The 21,845-nt window shown below is 60.4% G+C and carries 20 protein-coding genes; 11 read left to right on the top strand and 9 right to left on the bottom strand.

The genetic code is table 11. The features are described 5' to 3' along the window. Positions 1-19: 19 nt before the first annotated feature. The 3 genes from HU731_RS03415 (at position 20) to HU731_RS03405 (ending at position 2,217) form a co-directional block, all read left to right on the top strand. Positions 20-1,042, top strand: a complete 1,023-nt coding sequence (locus tag HU731_RS03415) for an ABC transporter permease (protein WP_003191668.1) — start codon at positions 20-22, stop codon at positions 1,040-1,042. 408 nt (positions 1,043-1,450) lie between these two features. Beyond that, positions 1,451-1,855 (top strand): TraR/DksA family transcriptional regulator, encoded by a 405-nt coding sequence (locus HU731_RS03410; RefSeq protein WP_003191666.1) that lies wholly within the window; start codon positions 1,451-1,453, stop codon positions 1,853-1,855. A 158-nt stretch (positions 1,856-2,013) separates the two neighbouring features. Next, positions 2,014-2,217: a hypothetical protein gene (locus HU731_RS03405; RefSeq protein WP_186608325.1), complete on the top strand. Its 204-nt coding sequence runs from the start codon at positions 2,014-2,016 to the stop codon at positions 2,215-2,217. A 1-nt stretch (position 2,218) separates the two neighbouring features. Here HU731_RS03405 and HU731_RS03400 read toward each other — a convergent pair whose 3' ends face one another. From HU731_RS03400 to HU731_RS03390, 3 genes are all read right to left on the bottom strand, one after another. Further along, positions 2,219-2,461 (bottom strand): DUF2789 domain-containing protein, encoded by a 243-nt coding sequence (locus tag HU731_RS03400; RefSeq protein WP_186608324.1) that lies wholly within the window; start codon positions 2,459-2,461, stop codon positions 2,219-2,221. Between the two features lie 69 nt (positions 2,462-2,530). Beyond that, positions 2,531-2,761: a hypothetical protein gene (locus HU731_RS03395; protein WP_003191661.1), complete on the bottom strand. Its 231-nt coding sequence runs from the start codon at positions 2,759-2,761 to the stop codon at positions 2,531-2,533. 110 nt (positions 2,762-2,871) lie between these two features. After that, positions 2,872-3,147, bottom strand: coding sequence for a hypothetical protein (locus HU731_RS03390; RefSeq protein ID WP_080765570.1), 276 nt, complete (start codon positions 3,145-3,147; stop codon positions 2,872-2,874). 396 nt (positions 3,148-3,543) lie between these two features. On the opposite strand from HU731_RS03390, the gene HU731_RS03385 reads away from it, so the two are divergent. Both HU731_RS03385 and HU731_RS03380 read left to right on the top strand, forming a co-directional pair. After that, a complete protein-coding gene (locus HU731_RS03385) occupies positions 3,544-3,993 on the top strand; it encodes a hypothetical protein (RefSeq protein WP_186608374.1) in 450 nt (149 codons plus the stop codon). A 131-nt stretch (positions 3,994-4,124) separates the two neighbouring features. Further along, complete coding sequence (locus tag HU731_RS03380) at positions 4,125-5,132, top strand: ABC transporter substrate-binding protein (protein WP_186608323.1); 1,008 nt, start codon at positions 4,125-4,127, stop codon at positions 5,130-5,132. 157 nt (positions 5,133-5,289) lie between these two features. Here HU731_RS03380 and HU731_RS03375 read toward each other — a convergent pair whose 3' ends face one another. Both HU731_RS03375 and HU731_RS03370 read right to left on the bottom strand, forming a co-directional pair. Further along, the gene (locus HU731_RS03375) at positions 5,290-7,416 is read right to left on the bottom strand and encodes a TonB-dependent receptor (protein WP_186608322.1); all 2,127 of its coding nucleotides are present in this window, start codon (positions 7,414-7,416) and stop codon (positions 5,290-5,292) included. 91 nt (positions 7,417-7,507) lie between these two features. Continuing rightward, complete coding sequence (locus HU731_RS03370; protein WP_044274076.1) at positions 7,508-7,897, bottom strand: DUF2946 domain-containing protein; 390 nt, start codon at positions 7,895-7,897, stop codon at positions 7,508-7,510. A 93-nt stretch (positions 7,898-7,990) separates the two neighbouring features. Here HU731_RS03370 and HU731_RS03365 point away from each other — a divergent pair, with 93 nt between their 5' ends. The 6 genes from HU731_RS03365 to HU731_RS03340 all read left to right on the top strand — a co-directional run bounded on the left by HU731_RS03365 (position 7,991) and on the right by HU731_RS03340 (position 16,739). After that, complete coding sequence (locus HU731_RS03365) at positions 7,991-8,428, top strand: DUF3995 domain-containing protein (protein ID WP_003191649.1); 438 nt, start codon at positions 7,991-7,993, stop codon at positions 8,426-8,428. Positions 8,429-8,669: 241 nt separating this feature from the next. Continuing rightward, entirely contained in the window at positions 8,670-9,836 is a 1,167-nt protein-coding gene (locus HU731_RS03360) for an efflux RND transporter periplasmic adaptor subunit (protein WP_186608321.1), read from the top strand. Further along, on the top strand, positions 9,833-13,009 hold the full coding sequence (locus HU731_RS03355; protein WP_186608320.1) for an efflux RND transporter permease subunit: 3,177 nt from the start codon (positions 9,833-9,835) through the stop codon (positions 13,007-13,009). The genes HU731_RS03360 and HU731_RS03355 overlap by 4 nt, the downstream gene beginning before the upstream one ends. Next, complete coding sequence (locus HU731_RS03350) at positions 13,006-14,457, top strand: efflux transporter outer membrane subunit (protein ID WP_186608319.1); 1,452 nt, start codon at positions 13,006-13,008, stop codon at positions 14,455-14,457. The genes HU731_RS03355 and HU731_RS03350 overlap by 4 nt, the downstream gene beginning before the upstream one ends. A gap of 519 nt (positions 14,458-14,976) precedes the next feature. Beyond that, positions 14,977-16,083, top strand: coding sequence for a cell division protein ZapE (zapE, locus tag HU731_RS03345; protein WP_186608318.1), 1,107 nt, complete (start codon positions 14,977-14,979; stop codon positions 16,081-16,083). Positions 16,084-16,247: 164 nt separating this feature from the next. Beyond that, positions 16,248-16,739: a GNAT family N-acetyltransferase gene (locus tag HU731_RS03340; protein ID WP_161906913.1), complete on the top strand. Its 492-nt coding sequence runs from the start codon at positions 16,248-16,250 to the stop codon at positions 16,737-16,739. 101 nt (positions 16,740-16,840) lie between these two features. Here the strand turns inward: HU731_RS03340 and HU731_RS03335 are convergent, their stop codons facing one another. From HU731_RS03335 to HU731_RS03320, 4 genes are all read right to left on the bottom strand, one after another. Beyond that, a complete protein-coding gene (locus HU731_RS03335) occupies positions 16,841-17,053 on the bottom strand; it encodes a hypothetical protein (RefSeq protein WP_186608317.1) in 213 nt (70 codons plus the stop codon). Positions 17,054-17,194: 141 nt separating this feature from the next. Further along, positions 17,195-19,432, bottom strand: coding sequence for a TonB-dependent siderophore receptor (locus HU731_RS03330; RefSeq protein WP_186608316.1), 2,238 nt, complete (start codon positions 19,430-19,432; stop codon positions 17,195-17,197). A 128-nt stretch (positions 19,433-19,560) separates the two neighbouring features. Further along, positions 19,561-21,303, bottom strand: a complete 1,743-nt coding sequence (locus tag HU731_RS03325) for a phosphoethanolamine transferase CptA (RefSeq protein WP_032892095.1) — start codon at positions 21,301-21,303, stop codon at positions 19,561-19,563. A 157-nt stretch (positions 21,304-21,460) separates the two neighbouring features. After that, positions 21,461-21,622, bottom strand: a complete 162-nt coding sequence (locus HU731_RS03320) for a DUF6026 family protein (protein ID WP_003190881.1) — start codon at positions 21,620-21,622, stop codon at positions 21,461-21,463. Positions 21,623-21,845 lie beyond the last annotated feature (223 nt).

Genomic DNA, 21,845 nt, shown 5'->3' with positions numbered 1-21,845 from the left:
AATAAGAAGGTAATGGGTTATGAACGCAATAACAGACAACAAGCCGGCAACTGCACCGGTCAAGAACCGTCGACGCATGCCCACCGAGCTGAGTATCTTCCTGGTGCTGATCGGTATCGGCCTGGTGTTTGAATTGTTCGGCTGGATCGTGCGCGACCAGAGCTTTCTGATGAACTCCCAGCGCCTGGTGCTGATGATTTTGCAGGTGTCGATCATCGGCCTTTTGGCCATCGGTGTGACCCAGGTGATCATTACCACGGGTATCGACTTGTCGTCCGGCTCGGTACTGGCGTTGTCAGCGATGATCGCCGCCAGCCTGGCGCAGACCTCCGACTTTTCCCGGGCGGTGTTTCCGTCCCTCACCGACTTGCCGGTGTGGATCCCGGTGGCGATGGGCTTGGGCGTGGGGCTTTTAGCGGGGGCAATCAACGGCAGCATTATCGCGGTCACCGGCATCCCGCCGTTTATCGCAACCCTGGGTATGATGGTCTCGGCCCGTGGCCTGGCGCGCTACTACACCGAAGGCCAGCCGGTGAGCATGCTCTCGGACTCCTACACGGCGATCGGCCATGGCGCCATGCCGGTGATTATCTTCCTGGTGGTGGCGGTGATCTTCCACATTGCCCTGCGTTACACCAAATATGGCAAGTACACCTACGCCATCGGCGGCAACATGCAGGCGGCGCGTACCTCGGGGATCAACGTCAAGCGTCACCTGATCATTGTCTATAGCATCGCGGGTCTTCTGGCGGGCCTGGCCGGCGTGGTGGCCTCGGCGCGTGCTGCAACGGGGCAGGCCGGCATGGGCATGTCCTACGAACTGGATGCGATTGCTGCTGCGGTGATCGGCGGTACCAGCCTGGCGGGCGGGGTGGGGCGCATCACCGGCACGGTGATCGGCGCGCTGATCCTGGGCGTGATGGCCAGCGGGTTTACCTTTGTCGGGGTGGATGCGTATATCCAGGACATCATCAAGGGCCTGATCATTGTGGTGGCGGTGGTGATCGACCAATACCGCAACAAGCGCAAGCTCAAGCGCTGAATTTCTACCCCTGTAGGAGCGAGCTTGCTCGCGAAAGCTGCCAAGATAACGCGGGCTATCTGATTGAGCGCGGTGTCCTTGAGTGCTTCGCGAGCAAGCTCGCTCCTACAGGGGATCAGTCTGTTTCAACCGTTTGTCTTCTATATAGCTCCACTACACTGAATTTCTTGCTATAAACGCACTCCGATGACCATTCGCCAAGCCCGTCCTGGTGCCTTTGGGGGTTGATCGGGAAAAAATGCCTGTCTTTTCAGTTGCTGCGCCCTCAAGTCGGCCTTAGACTGCCGCCCCTCGTAAATTGAGTGCCGGGTGGCGCTTGAAATGGACGGCGCCCTTCCGAGACCTGCACAGGCCTTGCGGAACGCTCCCTTATTCGCCTTAATGCACGTATTTTTTATAGAGAAATCAATGACAAAGGAAAAGTTGCTGGCCATGCCGGCGGATGACTACATGAATGCCGAACAGCACGCTTTTTTCGAGAAGTTGCTGCAAGACATGAAAGTGGAACACCACGAGCGCATTGAGCAGAACCGTATCGCCATCGAAAGCCTGGACACCCCGGCCGACCCGGCTGACGCGGCTTCCGTCGAAGAAGAACGCACCTGGCTGGTGAACGCCATTGACCGCGACCAGCGCATGCTGCCGCAACTTGAGCGTGCCCTTGAGCGCATCAAGGAAGATTCCTTCGGCTGGTGTGACGACAGCGGCGAGCCTATCGGCCTCAAGCGCCTGCTGATCAGCCCCACCACCAAGTACTGCATCGAAGCGCAAGAGCGCCACGAGCAGATCGACAAGCACCAGCGTCAAGCCTGATGCGTTGAAGGGGGCGGCTCTCGAGTGGGCCGCCCCGGTCTCTACATTGTTGCTGTTTATGCAATGAAGCTATTCCGAAGATAGCTTTTTCCAACTGGAATAAAACCGTAGCATGGCCAACATTGTTAGCCAGCTAACTAATGCTGCGGAGAAGCTCCATGCAAAACAAAGTCGATGTGGCCGTGATGATCGGCAGTGGCGTACCAGAAACCCTGCGTGCCCTGGGCCAGCGAGCTTGCTGGGTGGTGTTGCTCAACGGTGAGCAGCGCGGTACTGCATTCGCCAGCCGGGATGAAGCGCAGGAATGCCAGGCTGCCTGGCAAGCGCTGTTGCGCCTGGAAGAGTCAGACAGCCTGCATTGAATCAAACGTGGGGGCGTTCATGCAGCAGTGCATTGAGGTCATCCACTGCGGGCGCCCATTCTGCGTCGACGTGCAATTGTTCCCTGAGGAAGCTCGCCTGCTGTTCGGTCCAGAATGGCGCGTCGATGAGTTTTACCTCATCGGGCAGGCGATGTTCAGCGGTAAAACGCTCGATGGCTTCCTGGCTGGAATCCAGGCCCAGTTGTTCGAACAGGGTTTCAAGGGTTGGGGTGGTGGTGTCCATAACGTTCTCCATGCGGGCTTATCGTCATGCATGTGAGGGGTAGGGGGACGCCAGAGTTCTATCGGATTGTCAGGAATTGAGCGCGCCGCAATCCACGGCGGCTTTCAGCGCCTGGGCCGCTTCTTTGCCTGCCACGGCAGCTGCGTCGGCGGTTTTGAACCAGCGGTCTTTTTCCACCTGATGCGCGGTGACCTTGTTCAGCGGCGGTTTGGCTCGCATGATGATGACCGCTTGAAACTCGCCGTCTACTTCCCTCGCATCACCGTGGATAATAAATTCGCCAATATCAAATTCCGTCACGTATAGCTTTCCCTTCAAGGTAACTGCGTTGATGAAACCTGACCCGCAGGGGACAAACTTCAATGGACGGGCCAGTATGGCAGTTGTTGAGGGGCGGTGGCGCAGTAAAGTCAGCCAGGTGACGAAACGACCCGACCGCAACGAGCGTGCAGCTTTGCTTCCAGAGTCTTGGCCAGTTCACAGGCCTTGTTGTGATCGCTGCGAAAACCCTTGATCCTGCCGCTGGGCACTTCAAGAATATGAAAAAAGTTCTTTCCTGCCGGTACAACTTGGTACAGCACTGAATTGGAGTACCCGTCAAGGTTAAGCAAGCAGTAGTATTGGCGTTCGTCTGGACATGATGAACGAGTGTGGAAAGACGTAGCGTCGTGTTGACGTCGTTGCATGCTCAGCTCCTGTCGATCGATTTTATTGGCCTGTGGTTAGCATTTGCGGTGGTTTTGACCCCGGTTGCTGTTTTAGTATTGTCGTCGGCAGTTCGCGACTGGTTCCATGTCTTGAATATTTTTTTGTGTTGGGTGTCGGAAAACTGCATTTTTAATCGGGTTATTCTCTGAAGTTGGTCGACCTGTATTCTCGGGTCGTTGAACCTGTGATTTGCTGTACCACCGGATGACCTTGCATGAGGTCCGCCGCAGATGTCTGTACTAGTCTTACGCGTTCTCTTCAGTTTTTTAATGACTCTGTGATCGTGTCGTAACGGCGATTTTTTGTGCTGTTCGCTTCGGCGGCCAGCGCTTTTTTGATGTGGGGGCGTTTCCTTGGCAGTCAGTAATCTGGATATGCACGCGTTATTCGTGCTGGGTGATTTGCGCGCTAAGTTGGTCAAGCAGTTTCAATCTCGGTTTGTCTACGTCACTGAACAGACGCCGGAAGGTATTTATATCGCCGAGATCGATACCGAAACGGCGCTGGTCGTGGATGACAAGCCGCGCCTGGAACTTAAAGTGGGTGACCATTTCCGCGCGTCGGTGTTGCCCAGCCGCGAGGGTGGCAAGTTCGAATTGAGGTTTCGCGATATCAAGTTGACCGTCTACGGCCTCGGCGACTATGCCTTTGTGTCGTCGAACGAAGGCCAGGGTATTGTGTTCAAGGAAGGCCACAGCGTGATGCTGGTATTCGCCGCCCATGAGCAATTGCAGGAAGGGTTGACCAAAACCCTCAAGGCCGTGACAGGCAAAGCCGCCAAGTGGCGCAAGGGTGAGCTGGTGACCTTCAAGGCCAGCGAGTAGGCGCTGAACACGTTGCGCAGCGTTGTCTTGTGGAACCTCTACTACAGTTGAGTTGACTTAACTATTCAGAGGCTTCGCGCATTCGCAGCAAAGCCGTTTGCCATGACTGCGAAAACGCGAGGTGCAAAGGCATGAAAGGATTGAAGTCACTGCTGGCGGCGGGCCTGACGACCCTGAGTCTGTCATTGCCGGTATCGGCTGCCCAGGCGCCGGTGCATTTTGCCGACCTGAACTGGGAAAGCGGCAGCCTGATCACAGAAGTACTGCGTTTTATCGTCGAGAAGGGCTATGACCTGCCCACCGACACCTTGCCTGGCACCACCATCACCCTGGAAACCGCCCTGGCCAAGAATGATATCCAGGTGATCGGCGAGGAGTGGGCAGGCCGCAGCCCGGTGTGGGTCAAGGCTGAAGCCGAAGGCAAGGTGGCGGGCCTGGGCGATATCGTCAAAGGCGCCACCGAAGGGTGGTGGGTGCCGGAATACGTGGTCAAGGGTGACCCCTCTAAAGGACTCAAGCCCCTGGCACCGGATTTGAAAAGCGTACAGGACCTGGCGCGTTACAAGGACGTGTTCAAAGACCCTGAATCCCCAGGCAAGGGGCGCTTTCTCAACAGCCCCATCGGCTGGACGTCCGAAGTGGTCAACAAACAGAAGCTCAAGGCTTATGGCCTGGACGACAGCTACGTGAACTTCCGCAGCGGGTCGGGCGCAGCGCTGGATGCGGAGATTGCCTCGTCGATTCGCCGGGGCAAGCCCGTGCTGTTCTACTACTGGTCGCCGACCCCGTTGATGGGGCGCTACAAATTGATCCAGTTGCAAGAACCGCCATTTGACGCAGACGCATGGAAGACCCTGACCGATGCCGACAACCCGAACCCCAAGCCGACACGCTCACTGGCGTCCAAGTTGAGCATTGGCGTATCGACGCCGTTCCAGCAGGAACATCCACAGATTGCCCAGTTCTTCGAGAAGGTCGAGTTTCCCATCGAGCCACTTAACAAAGCCTTGGCGACGATGAGCGAGCGCCATACGCCTCCTAGGGAAGTGGCGCAGGCGTTTCTCAAGGAACATCCACAGGTGTGGAAGGCCTGGTTGACGGACGATGTGGCGCAGAAGGTCGAGGCAAGCCTCAAGTAAGCGGCGGTCTTTGTATCCAGTGAAGATCAACATGTGGGAGCTGGCTTGCCTGCGATAGCGGTGGGTCAGCATAAAAATAGGTTGTCTGACACTCAGTCATCGCAGGCAAGCCAGCTCCCACATTCAATTGCATTTCAAGTCAACGGTCGTTGCAGCGTTAGAACTTGGTCTGTACAGCCAGCTCAAAGGTCCTCGGCGACCCCAGATAGTAGGCCGGCGACACATGGGCAAACTCGGCATACACCTCGTTAGTCAGGTTACGCACGCGCCCGGTGACCGAGGTGTTCGCATCCAGCTTATAGCGCAGGAACGTGCCAAACAGCGTATACGCCGGCACGGTCTGGGTGTTGGCATTGTCTGCATACACCTGGGCGACGTAGCGCGCATCCACGCCACCTTGCCAGTCCTCGGCAAAGTCGTAGGTCAGCCACAGGTTGCCCACGCGCTTGGGCACGTTGGTTGGCGTATTGCCCTTGCGCGACACCACGGCGCCGCTGGCGATTTTTTCGTTGAACTCATCGTACTGCGCGTCCACCCAGGCGAAGTTGCCTTCGGCCAGTAGCCTCGGGGTGATGCGCAACGAGCTGGCCAGTTCGATGCCCTTGGACGATTGTGCGCCCACCGGAATGCTGCTGGTCGGGTCCAGCGGGTCGGTGACGGCAAAGTCCTTGCGCTCGATCTTGTAGGCCGCGACCGTGGCCGAACCCCGACCTTCCAGGTAATCGAACTTGCTGCCGATTTCCCATTGCTTGCCGGTGGACACGTCGAACACCTGGGTGGTGGTATTGGGCTGTTCGACGGCGGTGCTGTATTGCACATAGACGTTGGCGGAGGGGATGAACTGATAGGTCAGGCCCACCCGGCCGGTCACTGGTTCCCAGCTGCGCTTGAAGTGCCGTGGGTTGGTGGCGGTGATCGTACGATGGTTGGTCACGTCCAGATCGATGGCGTCATAGCGCAGGCCGGTCAGCAGCGAGAGCTTATCCGTCAGTCCCAGACGGTTTTCCACGAACAGTGCTTTGGTCGTCACCTGGTTGGTCTTGTCCTTGACGAAACCTGGCCGGGTACCGGGAATATCATAGAAGTGCCCTGGGTCGTAGTGGTTCGGGTCTACGGTACTCTTGCCCGGCACATTCAACGGGCTGTTGGTGGTGCTGTTGACCTTGTACTCAAAACCGCCCGACCAGGTGGTGGCAAGGCCGAACACGCTGGTGTCATGGCGCAGCTCGAACTGGTTGCCGTTCTGTTCGCCCTGGTGCCGCACCTGATAGGCCGTCGAGCGGTTCACCGCGCTGTTGTCGGCGTTGTACTGATAGGTCTCCAGGTTGCGATAGTCGCGCTGGCTGTCGAGGTGGTATAGGGTATTTTTCAGTGTGGTGCTGTCGTTGATCCGGTAGTCGATGATCGAACGTGCCCAGATCGTGCGTTGCTCATAACGACCGTCGGCAACGTTGTAGTTATTGAAGCGGTTGTGTTTGTCGATCTTCAGCTCACCGGCCTTGGGGTTGAGCACCGGCGTGCCCCAATACGGGCTATCTTCATGCTCGTCCTGATACTCAAGCGCCAGGGTGTGGGACAGGTTCGGGGTGAGGTCGCTGAGCAGGGAGAACGCGACGCTCCAGGCATCGCGCTGGTCTCGGTCGATGTAGCTGTGGTTGGTGTTGCGGCTCACATCCAGGCGGGCGTAATGCTGTACCTCTGCGCCGGGTTCGGTCAGCGCATGGTTGAGGCCGAACGCTATGCCAGTGGTGTCGTAGCTGCCATAGCTCAGTTGGCCTTCGACGGCCTGTTCCTCGCGGCTTGCCAGCTTGGTCACGTAGTTTAGCGAGCCACCCACGGAGCCTGCGCCGTTGATCAAGGAGGAGGGGCCACCCACCAGTTCGACGCGGTCGTAGATCCACGCATCCACCGGCCGTGCCAGGCCGGTGGCGACATTGATGCCGTTGAACATCTGGGTGATCTGGCTGCTGGTAAACCCTCGGTACGAGACAAAACCGCCAAACCCGGGCGGCGCGCTGGCGTTGACGCCGGGCAGGGTATTGGCCGCATCGCGAAAGGTCTTGGCGCCGTGGCGCTCGATATCCTTGCGGTTGGCGATGGCCACCGACGCCGGGGTTTCCCGCACGCTCAGGCCCAGGCGCGAGGCCATGCCGCTGGATTGGTCCAGGGCCAGGCCTGGCTCGGCACTTTGCTCGCCATCAATGGTGGTCGGCGCCAGCTCAAGGGCCGAGGCGCAAACAGGCAGGCAGCCGAACAGGCCCGCCAACAGGGGTAAATGTTTCATGGTTGAATCCTGAAAACTTGGCTCGAAAACAACGCACAGCCACCCGTCCTCCTTACGGAAACGAGGCAATGCAGATCAGAAAGCGCAGGGATCAGGCGAAGGCAGGTGGCGCGCGCGGATTAGCCGCAGGCCAGGTGAAGCGGGCAGGAATGTCAGCGGCAAGCACCACCGCAGCAGGCGGCGCATGGGGTTGCGGCAGCACCGCCACATTCAGGTGGGAGTTGAGCGCCGGGCCCATGCCGCCGGTAGAACACAACGGGCAACCAAACGCCTTCGACAGCGTGGGCAGGTTCTCGTCCGTCGAGTTGCTGGGCAGCGGCGCCTGGGTGCGTGGGTCGACCGTGCAGAACTGGCCGCTGATGCCGTTGAGCTGCATCCCCACCATCTGCCCATGCCCAATGCTGCAGGCGAACACATTGAACAGGACGCAGCAGTAGAGCATCCAGGCAATGAGCGAGCGGTCGGCACGGGCGAGTTTCATGGGGCGGCACTTTATCATCAGCGACCGACGAAATGCCTGCAAAAAATCTCAGGGCGACTATCCTCATTCGCACATTTTTAGGGAGCGCCGGCCATGAGCTTTGTGATTGCGCGATGGATCGTCGGGGTCTTTACCTTCATCAGCATGGTGCATCTGTATTGGGCTGCGGGTGGCAAGCTCGGTAGCCTGGCCGCTATCCCGCAACTGCCCGGAGAGTTTGCCAGCGGGCCCAGGCCGGCGTTCAAACCGTCGGCGCTGGGCACTTTCCTGGTGGCGATGGGGCTGGTGGCGATTGCCTTGCTCGTGTGCCTGCGCGCCGGGCTGTATTTCTCGCCGGTGTCCCATGGGGCGTTGCAGTGGGGCATCAGTGCGATAGCCGTGCTGATGTTTGCCCGGGCGATTGGGGATTCGGAGCTGGTAGGATTTTTCAAGAAGGTCGGCGGGTCGAAGTTTGCTCGCCTGGATACGTATTTTTACTCGCCGTTGTGCCTGGTGTTGGGCGCAGGCTTGTTGGTAGTCGCCTGGACCTGATGGAGCTCCTCTGTAGGAGCGAGCTCGCTCGCGAAAAACGTCAACGATGACGCGTCTTCCTGAATAAGCGCGGCGCTTGTGAGTTTTTCGCGAGCAAGCTCGCTCCTACCTGTTTAACCCTCCAGATATTTCTCAGACAAAACACACCCCCGGTTTTATAGCGCTTGACCTTCCCAGTATGGCAAGCCGGATAAAAACCCCACGTGTCGATTTGTCTTGAAAATTCCAAGGAGGGTGAACGATGTACACCAAACCAGTAAGCCTGATTGCCGGGGCGTTGGCCGTAGCGTTGACGCTGGGCGGATGCTCGGACAAGGCGCCGCCAGCCGCAGCCGCCCAACCACCCGGCGTGCCGGTGGCCCAGGTAGTGGCGCGGGCGGTGACGCCGTTTGTGGAGTACACCGGTTCGTTGACCGCCATCGACCAGGTTCAATTGCGCCCGCGAGTCAGTGGCTATCTGCAAAGTGTCAGCGTGCCCGAAGGCCAGTTCGTGGCCAAGGGCAGCCCCTTGTTTGCGATCGACCCGCGCATGTTCCAGGCCGCGGTAAATGCCGCCAAGGCACGTTTGCGCGAGGCCGAGGCCAATGCGTTGCTGGCCCAGGCCGAGCATGGCCGTGCCGAGCAGTTGTACGCCAAAAAAGTGGTAGCGCGTGATCGCCTCGACACCGCCATTGCCTCATTGAATGCCGGCAGGGCGCAGGTCGAAGCGGCCAGGGCTGCGCTGGATACGGCCCAACTGGACCTGAGTTACACCCGCGTCACCGCGCCTATCAGCGGGCGCATCGACCGCGCATTGGTGACGGAAGGCAACTATGTCACCCGTGGGGAAACACCCCTGACCACGATTGTCTCCATCGACCCCTTGCATGTGTATTTTGATGTGGACGAACGCACCTACCTGCATTCGTTGGCAGCGACGCGGCAGCACGCCGGGTCCAAGGGCGAACAAGCCGCCAAGGTCATGGTGGCGATGCTCAATGACACCACCTATGCACGGGCAGGGCGCGTGGACTTTCTGGCCAACTCGGCCGACCGCAAGACCGGCACCGTGCGCGTACGTGCGGTGGTGGCGAACCCGGATGGGCGCTTGACGCCGGGGCTGTTTGCCAAGGTCAAGCTGGACACCGGCACGGCGCAACCGCGAGTGTTGATTGCCGACCACTCCATCGGCACCGACCAAGGTCGCCGCTATGTGCTGGTCGTCGGTGAAGGCGACAAGACCGAGTACCGCCCGGTCGAACTGGGCCCTGTGATCGACGGCCTGCGGGTCATCGAACAGGGCCTGCAACCGGGCGAGCGCATTGTCGTCAAAGGCCTGGTACGCCCCGGCATGCAGGTGACACCGCTGGCTGCCAATATTGAGGGCAAGCCGCTTGAGGCACCGCTGGCGGTGGGTGGCGTGCAATGAGCTTCCCACGCTTTTTCATTGACCGGCCGATCTTCGCCATCGTCCTCTCGGTGTTGATGATGATCGGCGGCATCGTGGCCTTCTTCCATCTACCGTTGAGCGAATACCCTGCCGTTACGCCGCCCACGGTGCAAGTGACTGCGTCGTATCCGGGGGCCAACCCGCAGGTAATTGCCGAGACAGTGGCAGCGCCGCTGGAACAGGTGATCACCGGGGTCGAGGGCATGCTTTACATGACCTCGCAGTCGGCCACCGATGGCCGCATGATCCTGACCGCGACCTTCGCCCAGGGCACCAACGCGGACATGGCGCAGATCCAGGTGCAAAACCGTGTCTCGCGGGCTTTGCCGCGCTTGCCCGAAGAGGTGCAGCGCCTGGGCGTGGTCACGCAGAAGACCTCGCCGGACATCCTCATGGTGGTCCACCTACTGTCCCCCGACCAGCGTTATGACCCGCTGTACATCTCCAACTACGCCTACCTGCAGGTACGCGACGAGCTGTCGCGCCTGCCGGGGATCAACGATGTGCTGGTGTGGGGCGCGGGTGAATACAGCATGCGCCTGTGGCTCGACCCGGACCTGATCGCCGCCCGTGGCTTGACCGCCGGTGATGTGATTGCTGCCGTGCGCGAGCAGAACGTGCAAGTGGCCGCCGGCTCGGTCGGCCAGTCGCCGGATTCCACTGCGGCCTTCCAAGTCACGGTCAATACCCTCGGGCGCCTGACGGACGAAGAGCAGTTTGGCGACATCATCATCCGCACCGGCGATAACGGCCAAGTCACGCGTTTGCGCGATGTGGCCCGTATCGAAATGGGCGCCGATGCCTACGCGCTGCGCAGCCTGTTGGACGGCGAGCCTGCGGTGGCTTTGCAAATCATCCAGAGCCCGGGGGCGAACGCGCTGGATGTGGCGCAGTCGGTGCGCGACACCATGCAGCGCCTGCAAACCAACTTCCCCGAAGGGCTGGTATCGCGGATTGCCTATGACCCCACCGTGTTTGTACGCGCTTCGCTGGAGTCGGTGGCCATTACGCTGATGGAAGCGATCCTGCTGGTGGTGATCGTGGTGGTGGTGTTCCTGCGCAACTGGCGCGCGTCGCTGATTCCCTTGATGGCGGTGCCGGTGTCGATCATCGGCACCTTCGCGGTCATGCACCTGATGGGCTTCTCCCTCAATACCTTGTCGTTGTTTGGCCTGGTGCTGTCGATTGGCATCGTGGTCGACGATGCCATCGTGGTGGTGGAGAACGTCGAGCGCCATATCGAGAACGGCGAGGAGCCGATGCAGGCTGCGCGGCGAGCGATGGGCGAGGTTACTGGCCCTATCATTGCGATCACCTCGGTACTGGCGGCCGTGTTCATTCCCACTGCGTTTCTCAGTGGCCTGCAAGGCGAGTTCTATCGGCAATTTGCGCTGACTATCGCAATTTCCACCATCCTCTCGGCGGTCAACTCGTTGACCCTCAGCCCGGCGCTGGCCGGCCTGTTGCTGCGGCCACGGCATGCCGCCGTGGTGCATGACCCGCGCAGCCTGCGCGGTCGCGCCACGCGGCTGTTGGAGGTGCTGGGCCGGCCGTTCCAGCGTGCGCCGCAAGCCTATGGCAACACCGTGCGCACGGTTGTCGGCCGTCGCGGCGTGGCGCTGTTGGCCTACGGCGGCTTGCTCGCGCTGACCTGGTTTGGCTTCAACGCGGTACCGGCCGGCTTCGTGCCGATGCAAGACAAGTACTACCTGGTCGGCATCGCCCAACTGCCCAACGCGGCCTCGTTGGAGCGTACCGATGCGGTGGTGCGGCAAATGTCGAAAATCGCCCTGGATGAGCCGGGGGTCGAGAGTGTGGTGGCGTTCCCGGGGTTGTCGGTCAACGGTTTCGTCAACGTCCCGAATGCGGCGGTGATGTTCGTCATGCTTGATCCGTTCAAAGAACGCACCTCGCCGGACATGACAGCAGTCGCCATTGCCGGGCGCCTGCAAGCCAAGTTTGCGAGCATCCCCGACGGCTTCCTCGGGGTATTCCCGCCGCCGCCGGTACCGGGGCTCGGGGTGACCGGAGGCTTCAAGCTGCAGGTCGAAGACCGTGGCGGCGTCGGGCTTGAGGCGTTGGTGCAGCAGACCCAGGTACTGATGACCAAAGCCACTGAGTCAGGCCAGGTGGCCGGGTTGATGACCAGCCTGGACGTCAACGCGCCGCAACTGAATGTCGACATCGACCGCACCCAGGTCAAGAGCCAGGGCGTGCGCCTGGCGGATGTGTTCGAGTCGCTGCAGGTCTATCTGGGGTCGCTGTATGTCAATGACTTCAACCGGTTTGGCCGCACCTACAAAGTCACGGCCCAGGCCGATGCAGACCACCGCATGCAGGCCGAAGCCATTGGCCGCCTGCAGGTGCGCAACGCCGCCGGCGACATGCTGCCGTTATCGGCGTTTGTCACGGTCACGCCGAGCTCCGGGCCTGACCGGGTGATTCACTACAACGGTTATCCCTCGGCGGATATCTCTGGCGGCGCGATGGCAGGGGTCAGCTCCGGGCAGGCGGTTGCGCTCATGGAGCGCTTGGCCCAGGAGGTACTGCCCGAGGGCGTGACCTATGAATGGACAGACCTGACCTACCAGCAAAAGCTCGCCGGGTCATCGGCCCTGTTTATTTTCCCGCTGTGTGTGTTGCTGGCGTATCTGATCCTCGCCGCGCAGTACAACAGTTGGCTGCTGCCGTTGGCGGTGTTGCTGATCGTGCCCATGTGCCTGCTCAGCGCAATCCTCGGCGTGTGGCTGGTGGACGGCGACAACAATGTGTTCGTGCAGATCGGGTTGGTGGTGCTGGTGGGGCTGGCGGCGAAGAACGCCATCCTGATTGTCGAGTTTGCCCGCAGCCTCGAAGCCGAGGGCGCCAGCCCCTTGGAAGCGGTGATCCACGCCTGTCAATTGCGCCTGCGGCCTATTTTGATGACGTCCCTGGCGTTTATCGCTGGCGTGGTGCCGCTGGTGTTTGCCAGTGGCGCCGGTGCCGAGATGCGCCATGCCATGGGGGTGGCGGTGTTTGCCGGGATGTTGGGGGTGACGCTGTTCGGCCTGTTCCTGACGCCTGTGTTCTATGTGGTGATGCGCAGCCTGGCGCTGCGCGTGCAGCGTCAGGGGGCGAGCCCGAAGGTGCAGCTAAAGGAGAGCGCATCATGAAACAGGCGTATCCAGCTTTTGTGTTGTCGTTGACCCTGCTGGCCGGTTGCGGCTCGGTGGGGCCGGACTATTCCACGCCGGTGCTGCCCGCTGCGCAGCGGGCGACGAGCTTTGGCGCGCCCATCGCCGGGCTTGGTCCGGGCGAGGTCGAAGTGCAGTGGTGGCAGGTGTTCGACGAGCCGGCACTGAGCCAATTGATCCAGCAGGCACTGGCGGCCAACCACGACATCGGCATCGCCGCCGCACGCCTGGACGAAGCCAAGGCGCTGTTGCGCGAAAGCCGGCAAGGCTTCCTGCCCAGCGGCGGCGCCGCCCTGGGCTACGAGCACCGCAAGCGCAGCGAGGTCCAGACCCCATTCGGCGAGCAGCGCTCCATTGAAACCACCCGCGCGGCGGTGGATGCGGCCTGGGAAATCGACTTGTTTGGTCGCGTGCGTCGCTCGGTGGAGGCGGCCCAGGCCCAGGCGGGGTCGCGTCAGGCGTTGTTGCGCAACGTGCAAGCGAGCGTCGCAGCGACTGTTGCGGCCACCTGGTTTGACCTGCAAGGCATCGAAGCTGAACAGGCCGTGGTTGCGGATATCAGCCAGAGCCAGCGCGACAGCCTGGGCCTGGTGGGGCAGATGGTCAGCGTCGGCGCCGCCACCGAATTCGACCGGCTGCGCGCCGAGGCTTTGTTGCGCAATGTGGAGGCGGTAGCGCCTGACCTGGAGCGACGTCGCGCCAGGGCAACCAACGCGCTGGCGGTGTTGTTGGGGCAGGCGCCTCAAGGCTTCAAACCACCGCTGGCCCGGCCTGGGCGTGAAACCTTGAACCTGCGCACGCTGCAGGTGGGAGACCCCGCCGGCTTGCTGGCGCGCCGCGCCGACATCGCCGCGGCCGAACGCACGCTGGCGGCTGCGACCGCGCAGATTGGCGTGGAAACCGCGGGCTTGTATCCGGATATCCAGGTGCAGGGCTCCATCGGTTTGCTGGCCGGAAGTCTCAGCGCCCTGGGCGATGCGGGCATGCAGTCGAACTTTATCGCGCCGGTGATTCGCTGGTCGTTGCTGGACACCGGGCGCGTACGTGCGCGGATTGCCGCCAGCGAGGCGCGCACCCAAGCCGCCTTGATTGCTTATGACCAGACCGTGTTGCGGGCCCTGCAGGAAACCGATGATGCGTTTCAGGCTAATCGTACGGCGGGCAACGCGCTGGGCTTGCGACTGTTGGAGGCGGCGGCCAATCGTGAGGCCGCCAGCTTTGCGCGCGAGCGGTTTGCGCAAGGGGAGGGTGTGTACCTGGATGTGCTTGAGGCCGAACGCGCGGACTTCACCAGCCGCCGGGCGTTGACGGCGGCGCGCACGGAACAGCGCTTGGCGGTGGTGGGGATCTATAAGGCGCTGGGTGGCGGGTGGGAGATCTGTGAGCGGGAGGGGCAGGCGTGCCAGGGGGCTACGGTGTCGCGTTAACGCGAATCTGTGGGAGCTGGCTTGCCTGCCCCTATCTACCTGACACCCCAACGATCCAACTGTGGGAGCAGGCTTGCTCGCGAAGGCGGCCTGGCAGTCAACACAGCTGGATTGTGTACATATCCATTGCTGCGGTAACGGCCATTTAGGGTTCCGCCCTGACGGCGGGTCACTTTGGAAAAGAGCCCCAAAGTAACCAAAGGGCTCCTGCCCCACCACTCGGCACCTCGCTTAGGCTCGGTGTGCCCGTAATCCGCCAGTGATTTGGGGGGCCGCCGCCACGCGCCATCCATGGCGCGGGGCGGCTAAACCGGCATCCCTGCCGGTTTACCCCCCAAATCCCTGTCGAATTCCGGCCAGCGTGGTTTAACGGGGCGCCTGAGATCAAGATCACAAGCAGAGCAAGAGCAAGAGCAAGATCAAGAGCAAGATCAAGAGCGGCTCGCTTCGCATCGTGGTTACCGTGGGCAGGCCAAGATTTCGTGCCTGAACAACTCTGCGTCCGTCATACTGGCACCTATGACTTTCGACTCGCCTCTCGCCGCTTATCAACATGCCATCGCCCAGCCAGGTTTCGTCGCCGACGACGCCCAGCGCCGGGCGGTACAAGCCTTGCAAGCCTGTCACGAGGCCTTGCATCAAGGGCGTTCGTCGATTGCCGGCGTTTACCTCTGGGGGCCGGTGGGGCGTGGCAAGACCTGGTTGATGGACCAGTTCTACCAAAGCCTGCGTGTGCCTGCTCGGCGTCAGCATTTTCATCACTTCATGGCCTGGGTGCACCAGCGCTTATTCCAGCTCACGGGCACCCAGGACCCCTTGCAGGCGTTGGCCCGGGAGCTGAGCCAGGCGGTGCGTGTGCTGTGCTTCGATGAGCTGTTTGTGAATGATATCGGTGACGCGATCATTCTCGGCCGTCTGTTCCAGGTGATGTTCGAGGAGGGTGTGGTGATGGTGTGCACGTCCAACCAGCCGCCCGACCAGCTGTATGCCGATGGCTTCAACCGTGAGCGTTTCCTGCCGGGCATCGATGCGCTCAAGCAGCATATGCAGGTGGTGGCCGTGGACGGTGGCGAGGATCATCGCTTGCATCCCGGCGTGGGCGTGCAGCGTTATTGGGTGAATCAACCCGAGGCACTGGCGGCGGTGTTCCGACAATTGAGCCAAGGGCAAACCGTCACCAGCGGGGCGGTAAACGTAGGGCACCGCTCCATCATGACGGTGCAGGCCAGTGACACCGTGCTTTGGTGTCGTTATGCCGACCTGTGCGAGCAACCTCTGGCAGCCATGGACTTCATGCTGCTGTGTGACCGCTTCCACGCCATCCTGCTGGGAGACGTCCCCAACCTCAGTGCGCAAAAACGCCCGGGCCGGATTGCCCGTGGCACTGAAGACGGCGCCGAGCGCGTGGTGGCGGGGGATCGAGAGTTGCCGCAGTTGTCGGTGCACGATGACAGCGTGCGGCGCTTTATCGCGTTGGTGGACGAATGCTACGACCGCAAGGTGCCACTTTTTATCGACGCCGAGGTGCCATTGCACAGCCTGTACACCGAAGGCTACCTGGAGTTTCCTTTCCGCCGCACCCTGAGTCGTCTGCAAGAGATGCAGCTGCAACGCTTCGCCGCCTAGGAAAAATCGCCGCTTGCGCGCTCATTGCGCGCTTTGATGCGCGCAAGCTTCGCACTTTCTGTCAGCTATTTGTCGCTTATCTCCTTCATCTACTGCCGACTCCACGCTTACAATCGCACCTCTCAAGGGAAACGATTCCCTGGTTGTCGCTATCGAGGAAGGAAATGGACACCCCAGACATCCTGGTGCTGCAAGCCAGCTATACCAACGCCGTGCACGCCGACGCCATTGGCCTGCTGCTCAACCATTACGCTGAAGATCCGATGGGTGGCGGCCACAGCCTGCCAGCCGATCTCTTGCAGCAACTGCCAGCCGAACTGGCCAAGCGCCCACACGCGTTCAGTGTGCTGGCGTTTGTCGGAGGGGAGCCAGCGGGGTTGGTCAATTGCTTCGAAGGCTTTTCGACCTTCGCCTGCCGGCCCTTGGTTAACGTCCATGATGTGATGGTGATGGAGCAATTCCGCGGTCTGGGGTTGAGTCAGAAAATGCTGCAAAAGGTTGAGGAAATCGCCCGGCAGCGTGGTTGCTGCAAGATCACCCTCGAAGTACTGGAAGGTAATGCTCTGGCACAGTCGGCATACCGCAAGTTCGGGTTTGACGACTCCGTGTTTGATCCCGCGCATGGGCGGATGTTGTTCTGGCATAAACCGTTGTAATAAATAACCGGCAAAAAAAGGGCGCCATTCAATGGCGCCCAATAAACCTTTGCCAACGGAGCAGAATGGCGCAGGGTGCTACGGATTAAGTAAGCATTCACTCAGCTGTTCGGTTGCGCCTGATCAACCGTCTCAGACTTAACCGATTTGCCATCGGCGCTGGCAACTTGCTGTTCAGCCTTGCCGTGGGTTTTTTCCTGAATGAAACTGAAGTTGTTGTAGAACTCCTTGGAGCGCTCTGCACCGCCCTCTGCGAAGGCGGCAGCGGAGGTCAGGGTCATCAGGCTGGCCAGCATCAAGGTCGACATTTTCATCGCGGTATTCCCATTAAAAGTGATAGGTGTCCGGTCGCTCCGTGATCAGATCATGGAGCGACTATGGCGATATCTTATTAAGTGGGAATTAACTGGAAGTGCCGTTGAAGTTAACAGTTTTGTTAACTTCAACGTGCGAGGCTAGAGTTTCCAGTCCAACGCCAACGTGACGGAGCGCGGCTCGCCCCAATACACGCCGTTATAAAAACCAACACGCTCGTAGTATTTCTTATCAAAGAGATTATTCACGTTGACCGACGCCGAAACCTGCTCGTCGAACTGGTAGCGCGACATCAGGTTGACCACGGTATAGCCCTGTTGCGTGATTTTCGCCCGGGTGGTGATCGGCCGACCTTCGTTGTTGCGCTGCCCGGTGGGGCGGTTACTGAAGTCGTAGGTTTCGCTCTGCCAGTTCACTGCGCCGCCGACGGTCAGCTTGCGCCAGGCGCCCGGCAGGCGATAGGCGCTGGAAATCTTCACCAGGTTCAAGGGTTGGCTGGTGTTGTTGCGGTTGTCCGAGCCATTGACCGAATGGGTGTAGGTGTAGCCGGCGGCCAGGTTCCAGTCCGGCGTGATTTCCCCGGCGGCTTCCAGCTCAAAGCCGTTGACCTTGTTACCTTTGCCGCCGGATTTGTAGTACTCCTCGCCCGTTACCGGGTTGGGCGGGACGGAGTCATCCCGCTCGGCGACGTTGTCCTGGGTGCTCCAGAAGTACGCGGCGGCCAGGTTCAGGCGCTCGTTGAGCACGCTGCCCTTGAGGCCCACTTCGTAGTTACTGCCGACCACCGGCTCCAGGTACTTCTTATTGGCATCACGGTAGTCCTGGGGTTTGAAGATGTCGGTATAGCTGGCGTAGACGGTGTACTGCGGCGTGATGTCGTAGAGCAGGCCGGCATAGGGCGTCCACATATCATTGTGGGTCTGGCTGGTTTTGCCCGAAGCGGTCAGTTGGTCGTTGGCGTCGTACTTGGGCTCTGCGCTTTCTAGCTCCCAGCTGCCGTAACGGCTGCCCAACACCGCATGCAAGCGGTCCGTGAGGCTCAGCCGCGTGGCCAGGTAACCGGCTTTCTGTTGTTTCTTGCTGTGCTCACCCTTGAGGTCGGTCACGTGGTCGGTGAACTTGCCGATGCCGCCCATGTGCTTCCAGTCCTGGATGGGGTAGTAGCTGGCTGGCAGGTCGCTGCGCATAAAGGGCGAGACATCCCGTTGTGCAGCTTCGCCATAGCCCATCATCAGCGCGTGTTCGCGGCCCAGCAGCGTGTAGCTGCCGGCCAGGTTGAGGTCGATGGCCTCCATGCGCGAGGTGCCGCGCATATGGCTGGCCCAGGCTGTCATGCCACTGCGGTCGGGGTTGGGGAAGCCGGCGCCGCCGTAATACACCTTGCCGTCGGTATTACTCTGGCGATGGGTGTAGGCGGCCTTCAAGTGCCAGTCGCCGCCAAGCCGATGGTCGAGCGTGGCGAAGGTGGTCTTGTCGGTCAGCGGCCAGGAGCTCCAGTGCGCCGCCATATTGGTGGAGCGGGGCAGCCTGGCCTTGCCGCCCTGGCTGTTCCAGTAGGGCACGGTGCCCCAGGAGGTGCCTTGTACCTGTTTGTCCTGATAATCAAAGCCTGCGGCCAGCACGGTATCGTCGGAAAGGTCAGCCTCGAGGATGCCGTAGCCTACTGCCCGCTGTAGCCCATAGTTGTCACGAAAGGACCGACTGTCGCGGTAGGCCAGCACGCTGCGCCCGCGCAACTTGCCGTCGAACGCCAGCGGGCCGCCCACGTCAACGTAGCTGTAGTAGTTGTCATGGCTGGCGCCACTGATGCCGGTCTTGGCCTGCCACTGGGCGGTAGGGCGCTTGCGCACCATGTTGACGGTGGCCGATGGGTCGCCTGCGCCCGTGGTCAGGCCCGTCGCGCCGCGCACCACTTCGATGCGGTCGTAGATGATGGTGTCGGCGTCGGTCTTCATGTAGCCGAAAGTGTTGAGCATCCCATCAACCTGGAAGTTGCTGATGCCATAGCCTCGGGCGGAGTAGTAGACACGATCGGAGTCGTAATGCTGAACGTTGACGCCCGTGGTCTGGCGCAACACATCCGTCAGGGTATTGAGATTGAAGTCGTCCATCTGCTGGCGTGTGATCACCGAGATCGATTGTGGGGTTTCCTTGACGGAGAGGTTCAGCCGCGTGGCGGTGCTCATCGAGCCAGTAGTGTAGGCGCCGGTGTGCTCGGTGGTGGCGCCCAGGCCGTCGGCGCTGATGGTGGTCGCGCCCAGTTCCAGGGCTTTGGCGGGGGCTGTATCGGGGTCGGTGTCGGCCCGCGAATCCGGGCTCAGCGCCAGGCTGAACAGGCCGAGGGTGAAGGTCATGGAACGGGTGAAGGGCGCAAACATCGCTGCAGACTCCTTGTCGTCTTTGATACCTCCCCAGGCGGGGAGGGCTTGGTTCAAAGACGAAAGGAACTGCGGAACTTTAGGCTCAAACGAGAATGATTGTTATCTTTCTGTTACAAGGCCCTGGCTTACTTGGCCACCACTTCGGCGCCGTCGGCCTTCTTGGGTTTGATCAGGCTGAAGTCGATCAGCGCCTTCTGCTTGGTCTCGTAAGGGTTGCCGATCAACAGGGGGCGTGGCTTGAAGCTGTCGCTGACCAGGCTCTTGCTGTGGTCCAGTTCATCGAAACTCAGGCCTGCCATGTCGGCCCAGGTGTGGATCAACTGCGAACTGCTGTAAGGCCGTTGCAGGTCGCCGGCGAAGCTCCAGTCGTGGCTTTCGCGCCATTTGGGCGAGGCGTAGGCCATGAACGGGATGGTGTACATCGGCGCGGTCGGCTTGCCTTCGTTACGGCCCAAGGTGTCGTGGCCGGCGGAGTCGAACACGTCTTCACCGTGATCCGAGAGGTACAGCAAAAAGCCGTTGGGGTCGGTCTTGGCGTAGTCCTTGATCAGGCTGGAGACCACGAAGTCGTTGTACAGCACCGCGTTGTCATAGCTGTTGTAGGTCGGCAACTGCGCATCGCTGACACCCGCCGGCACGCCCTGGCGGTCGGTAAATTTGTCGAAGGTCTGCGGGTAGCGGTACTGGTAGCTCATGTGGGTGCCCAGCAGGTGCACCACGATGAACTTGCGCTCGGCGGTATCGGCCAGGGCCTTGGAAAACGGCGCCAGTACATCGCCGTCGTACTGACGGGCGTTCTGGTTGCGGTTGTTGTTCAGGTACACCTGCTCGTCGGCCTGTTCGGAAAAGGTCGTGAGCATGGTGTTGCGTTTGGTCATGGTCTGCTGGTTGGTGATCCAGAAGGTCTTGTAGCCAGCCTGTTTCATCACGCTGACAATCGACGGTGTCTTGAGGTACAGGTCCGGGTTTTCTTCGTCAGCGAAGGTCAGCACCTGTTGCAGCGCTTCAATGGTGTAGGGGCGCGGGGTGATGACGTTATCGAACACGGCCAGTTGGTCGCGCAGCTTGTCCAGCTCCGGCGTGGTGTTGCGCGGGTAGCCGTAGAGGCTCATGCGCTGGCGGTTGGTCGACTCGCCGATGACCAAGACAAGTGTGGACGGCTGGCCGGCCATGCTGTCCTTGAGGTTGTTCAAGGGCGGGATCTTGCTTGCACTGGTGAGCATGCCTTGCATGTTGTCCAACTGCTCGGTGTAGCGACGATAGGCGACGATCATCTGCCAAGGCACGGCAGGCTCGATGCGGGTTTCAAAACGATCGATGGCCAATTCCATGGTTTCGCTGGTGGCGATCTGCTTGACCAGTGGGTAGCCCACCACCGCCAGGACGATGGCAATGGCTGCCACGATCGACTGGCCGCGAGGCAGGTACACCGGGCGCAAGCGCGTCCACAGGAAGATAGCGAAGGCGGTGTGGGCAATGAACGCCAGCACGATCCACCAGGCAAAGTATTGGGTGGCGTATTCGCCGGCTTCAGAGATGTTCGACTCGAACATGATGAAGATGACGCTCTGGGAGAATTCCTGCTGGTAAATGAAGAAATAACCCAGGCTCGCCATGGAGCACGCCCACAGCACCACGCCGATCAAGGCGGCGAGCAGGCGCGTACGGCGGGGGAACAGCAACATCGGCGCCAGCCACAGCGCACTCATGAAGAAGGCCTGGCGGAAGCCGCTGAAGCCGGAGGTACCGGTCAGTTGGATAAGAAGTTGGGTAATACCCGAGAAATACCAGAAAAACAGGAATAACCAGCCAAGGCCGGCCCAATCAAAGCCTTTCGCAGTCGTCGTGCTGCGTTTGAACATCGCCATCCAGCGCCCCATCAGAAAAAGATTGTCGCGCACAGGCGCGCAACATCGGGCCGCCCAGGAAGTGAGCGGCATCGCGGAACGGGAGTATCAAGAGGGGAATGTGAAAACTTTGTGAGTTTTCTGTAGGTATTGCCTTACAAGGCTACTGGCGCGGGCTTCAGCACAGCGCAGGCTTGGCATCCGACGGCTGATCGAGATGGGCTTGAAGGTGTGAACGCAGGCGCAGGACTTCCTGTTGCAACTGATCACGCTCGTCTTTCAACTGGCGCAGTTCATCGCGACGGATAGTGACGTAGAGGGTCTGTGGCGGACGGGTCATCTGTGCTGTGCTCATTGCTTACCTCGCAAATAGCCGGTAGATCGCGGTGCCAAAACAGGTTTTTGGCAACAGTCGGAAGCAAGTTTGAATTCTTTTTCGCGCCAAGGGAACTTTTTTATTTTTGGTGGTCGTGTGACTTTTGCCGGGGTGATGGTGAAACGATGGCAACTTTTTTGCCATGAAACTACATGGATCCGCTCTGGACTAACCCTCATTAGCCTCA

Origin of the sequence: Pseudomonas salmasensis (genome assembly GCF_014268375.2) — a bacterium.
GTDB lineage: Bacteria > Pseudomonadota > Gammaproteobacteria > Pseudomonadales > Pseudomonadaceae > Aquipseudomonas > Aquipseudomonas salmasensis.
Note: the sequence above shows the minus strand (reverse complement) of the source record. Positions and strands in the feature narration are given on the sequence as shown.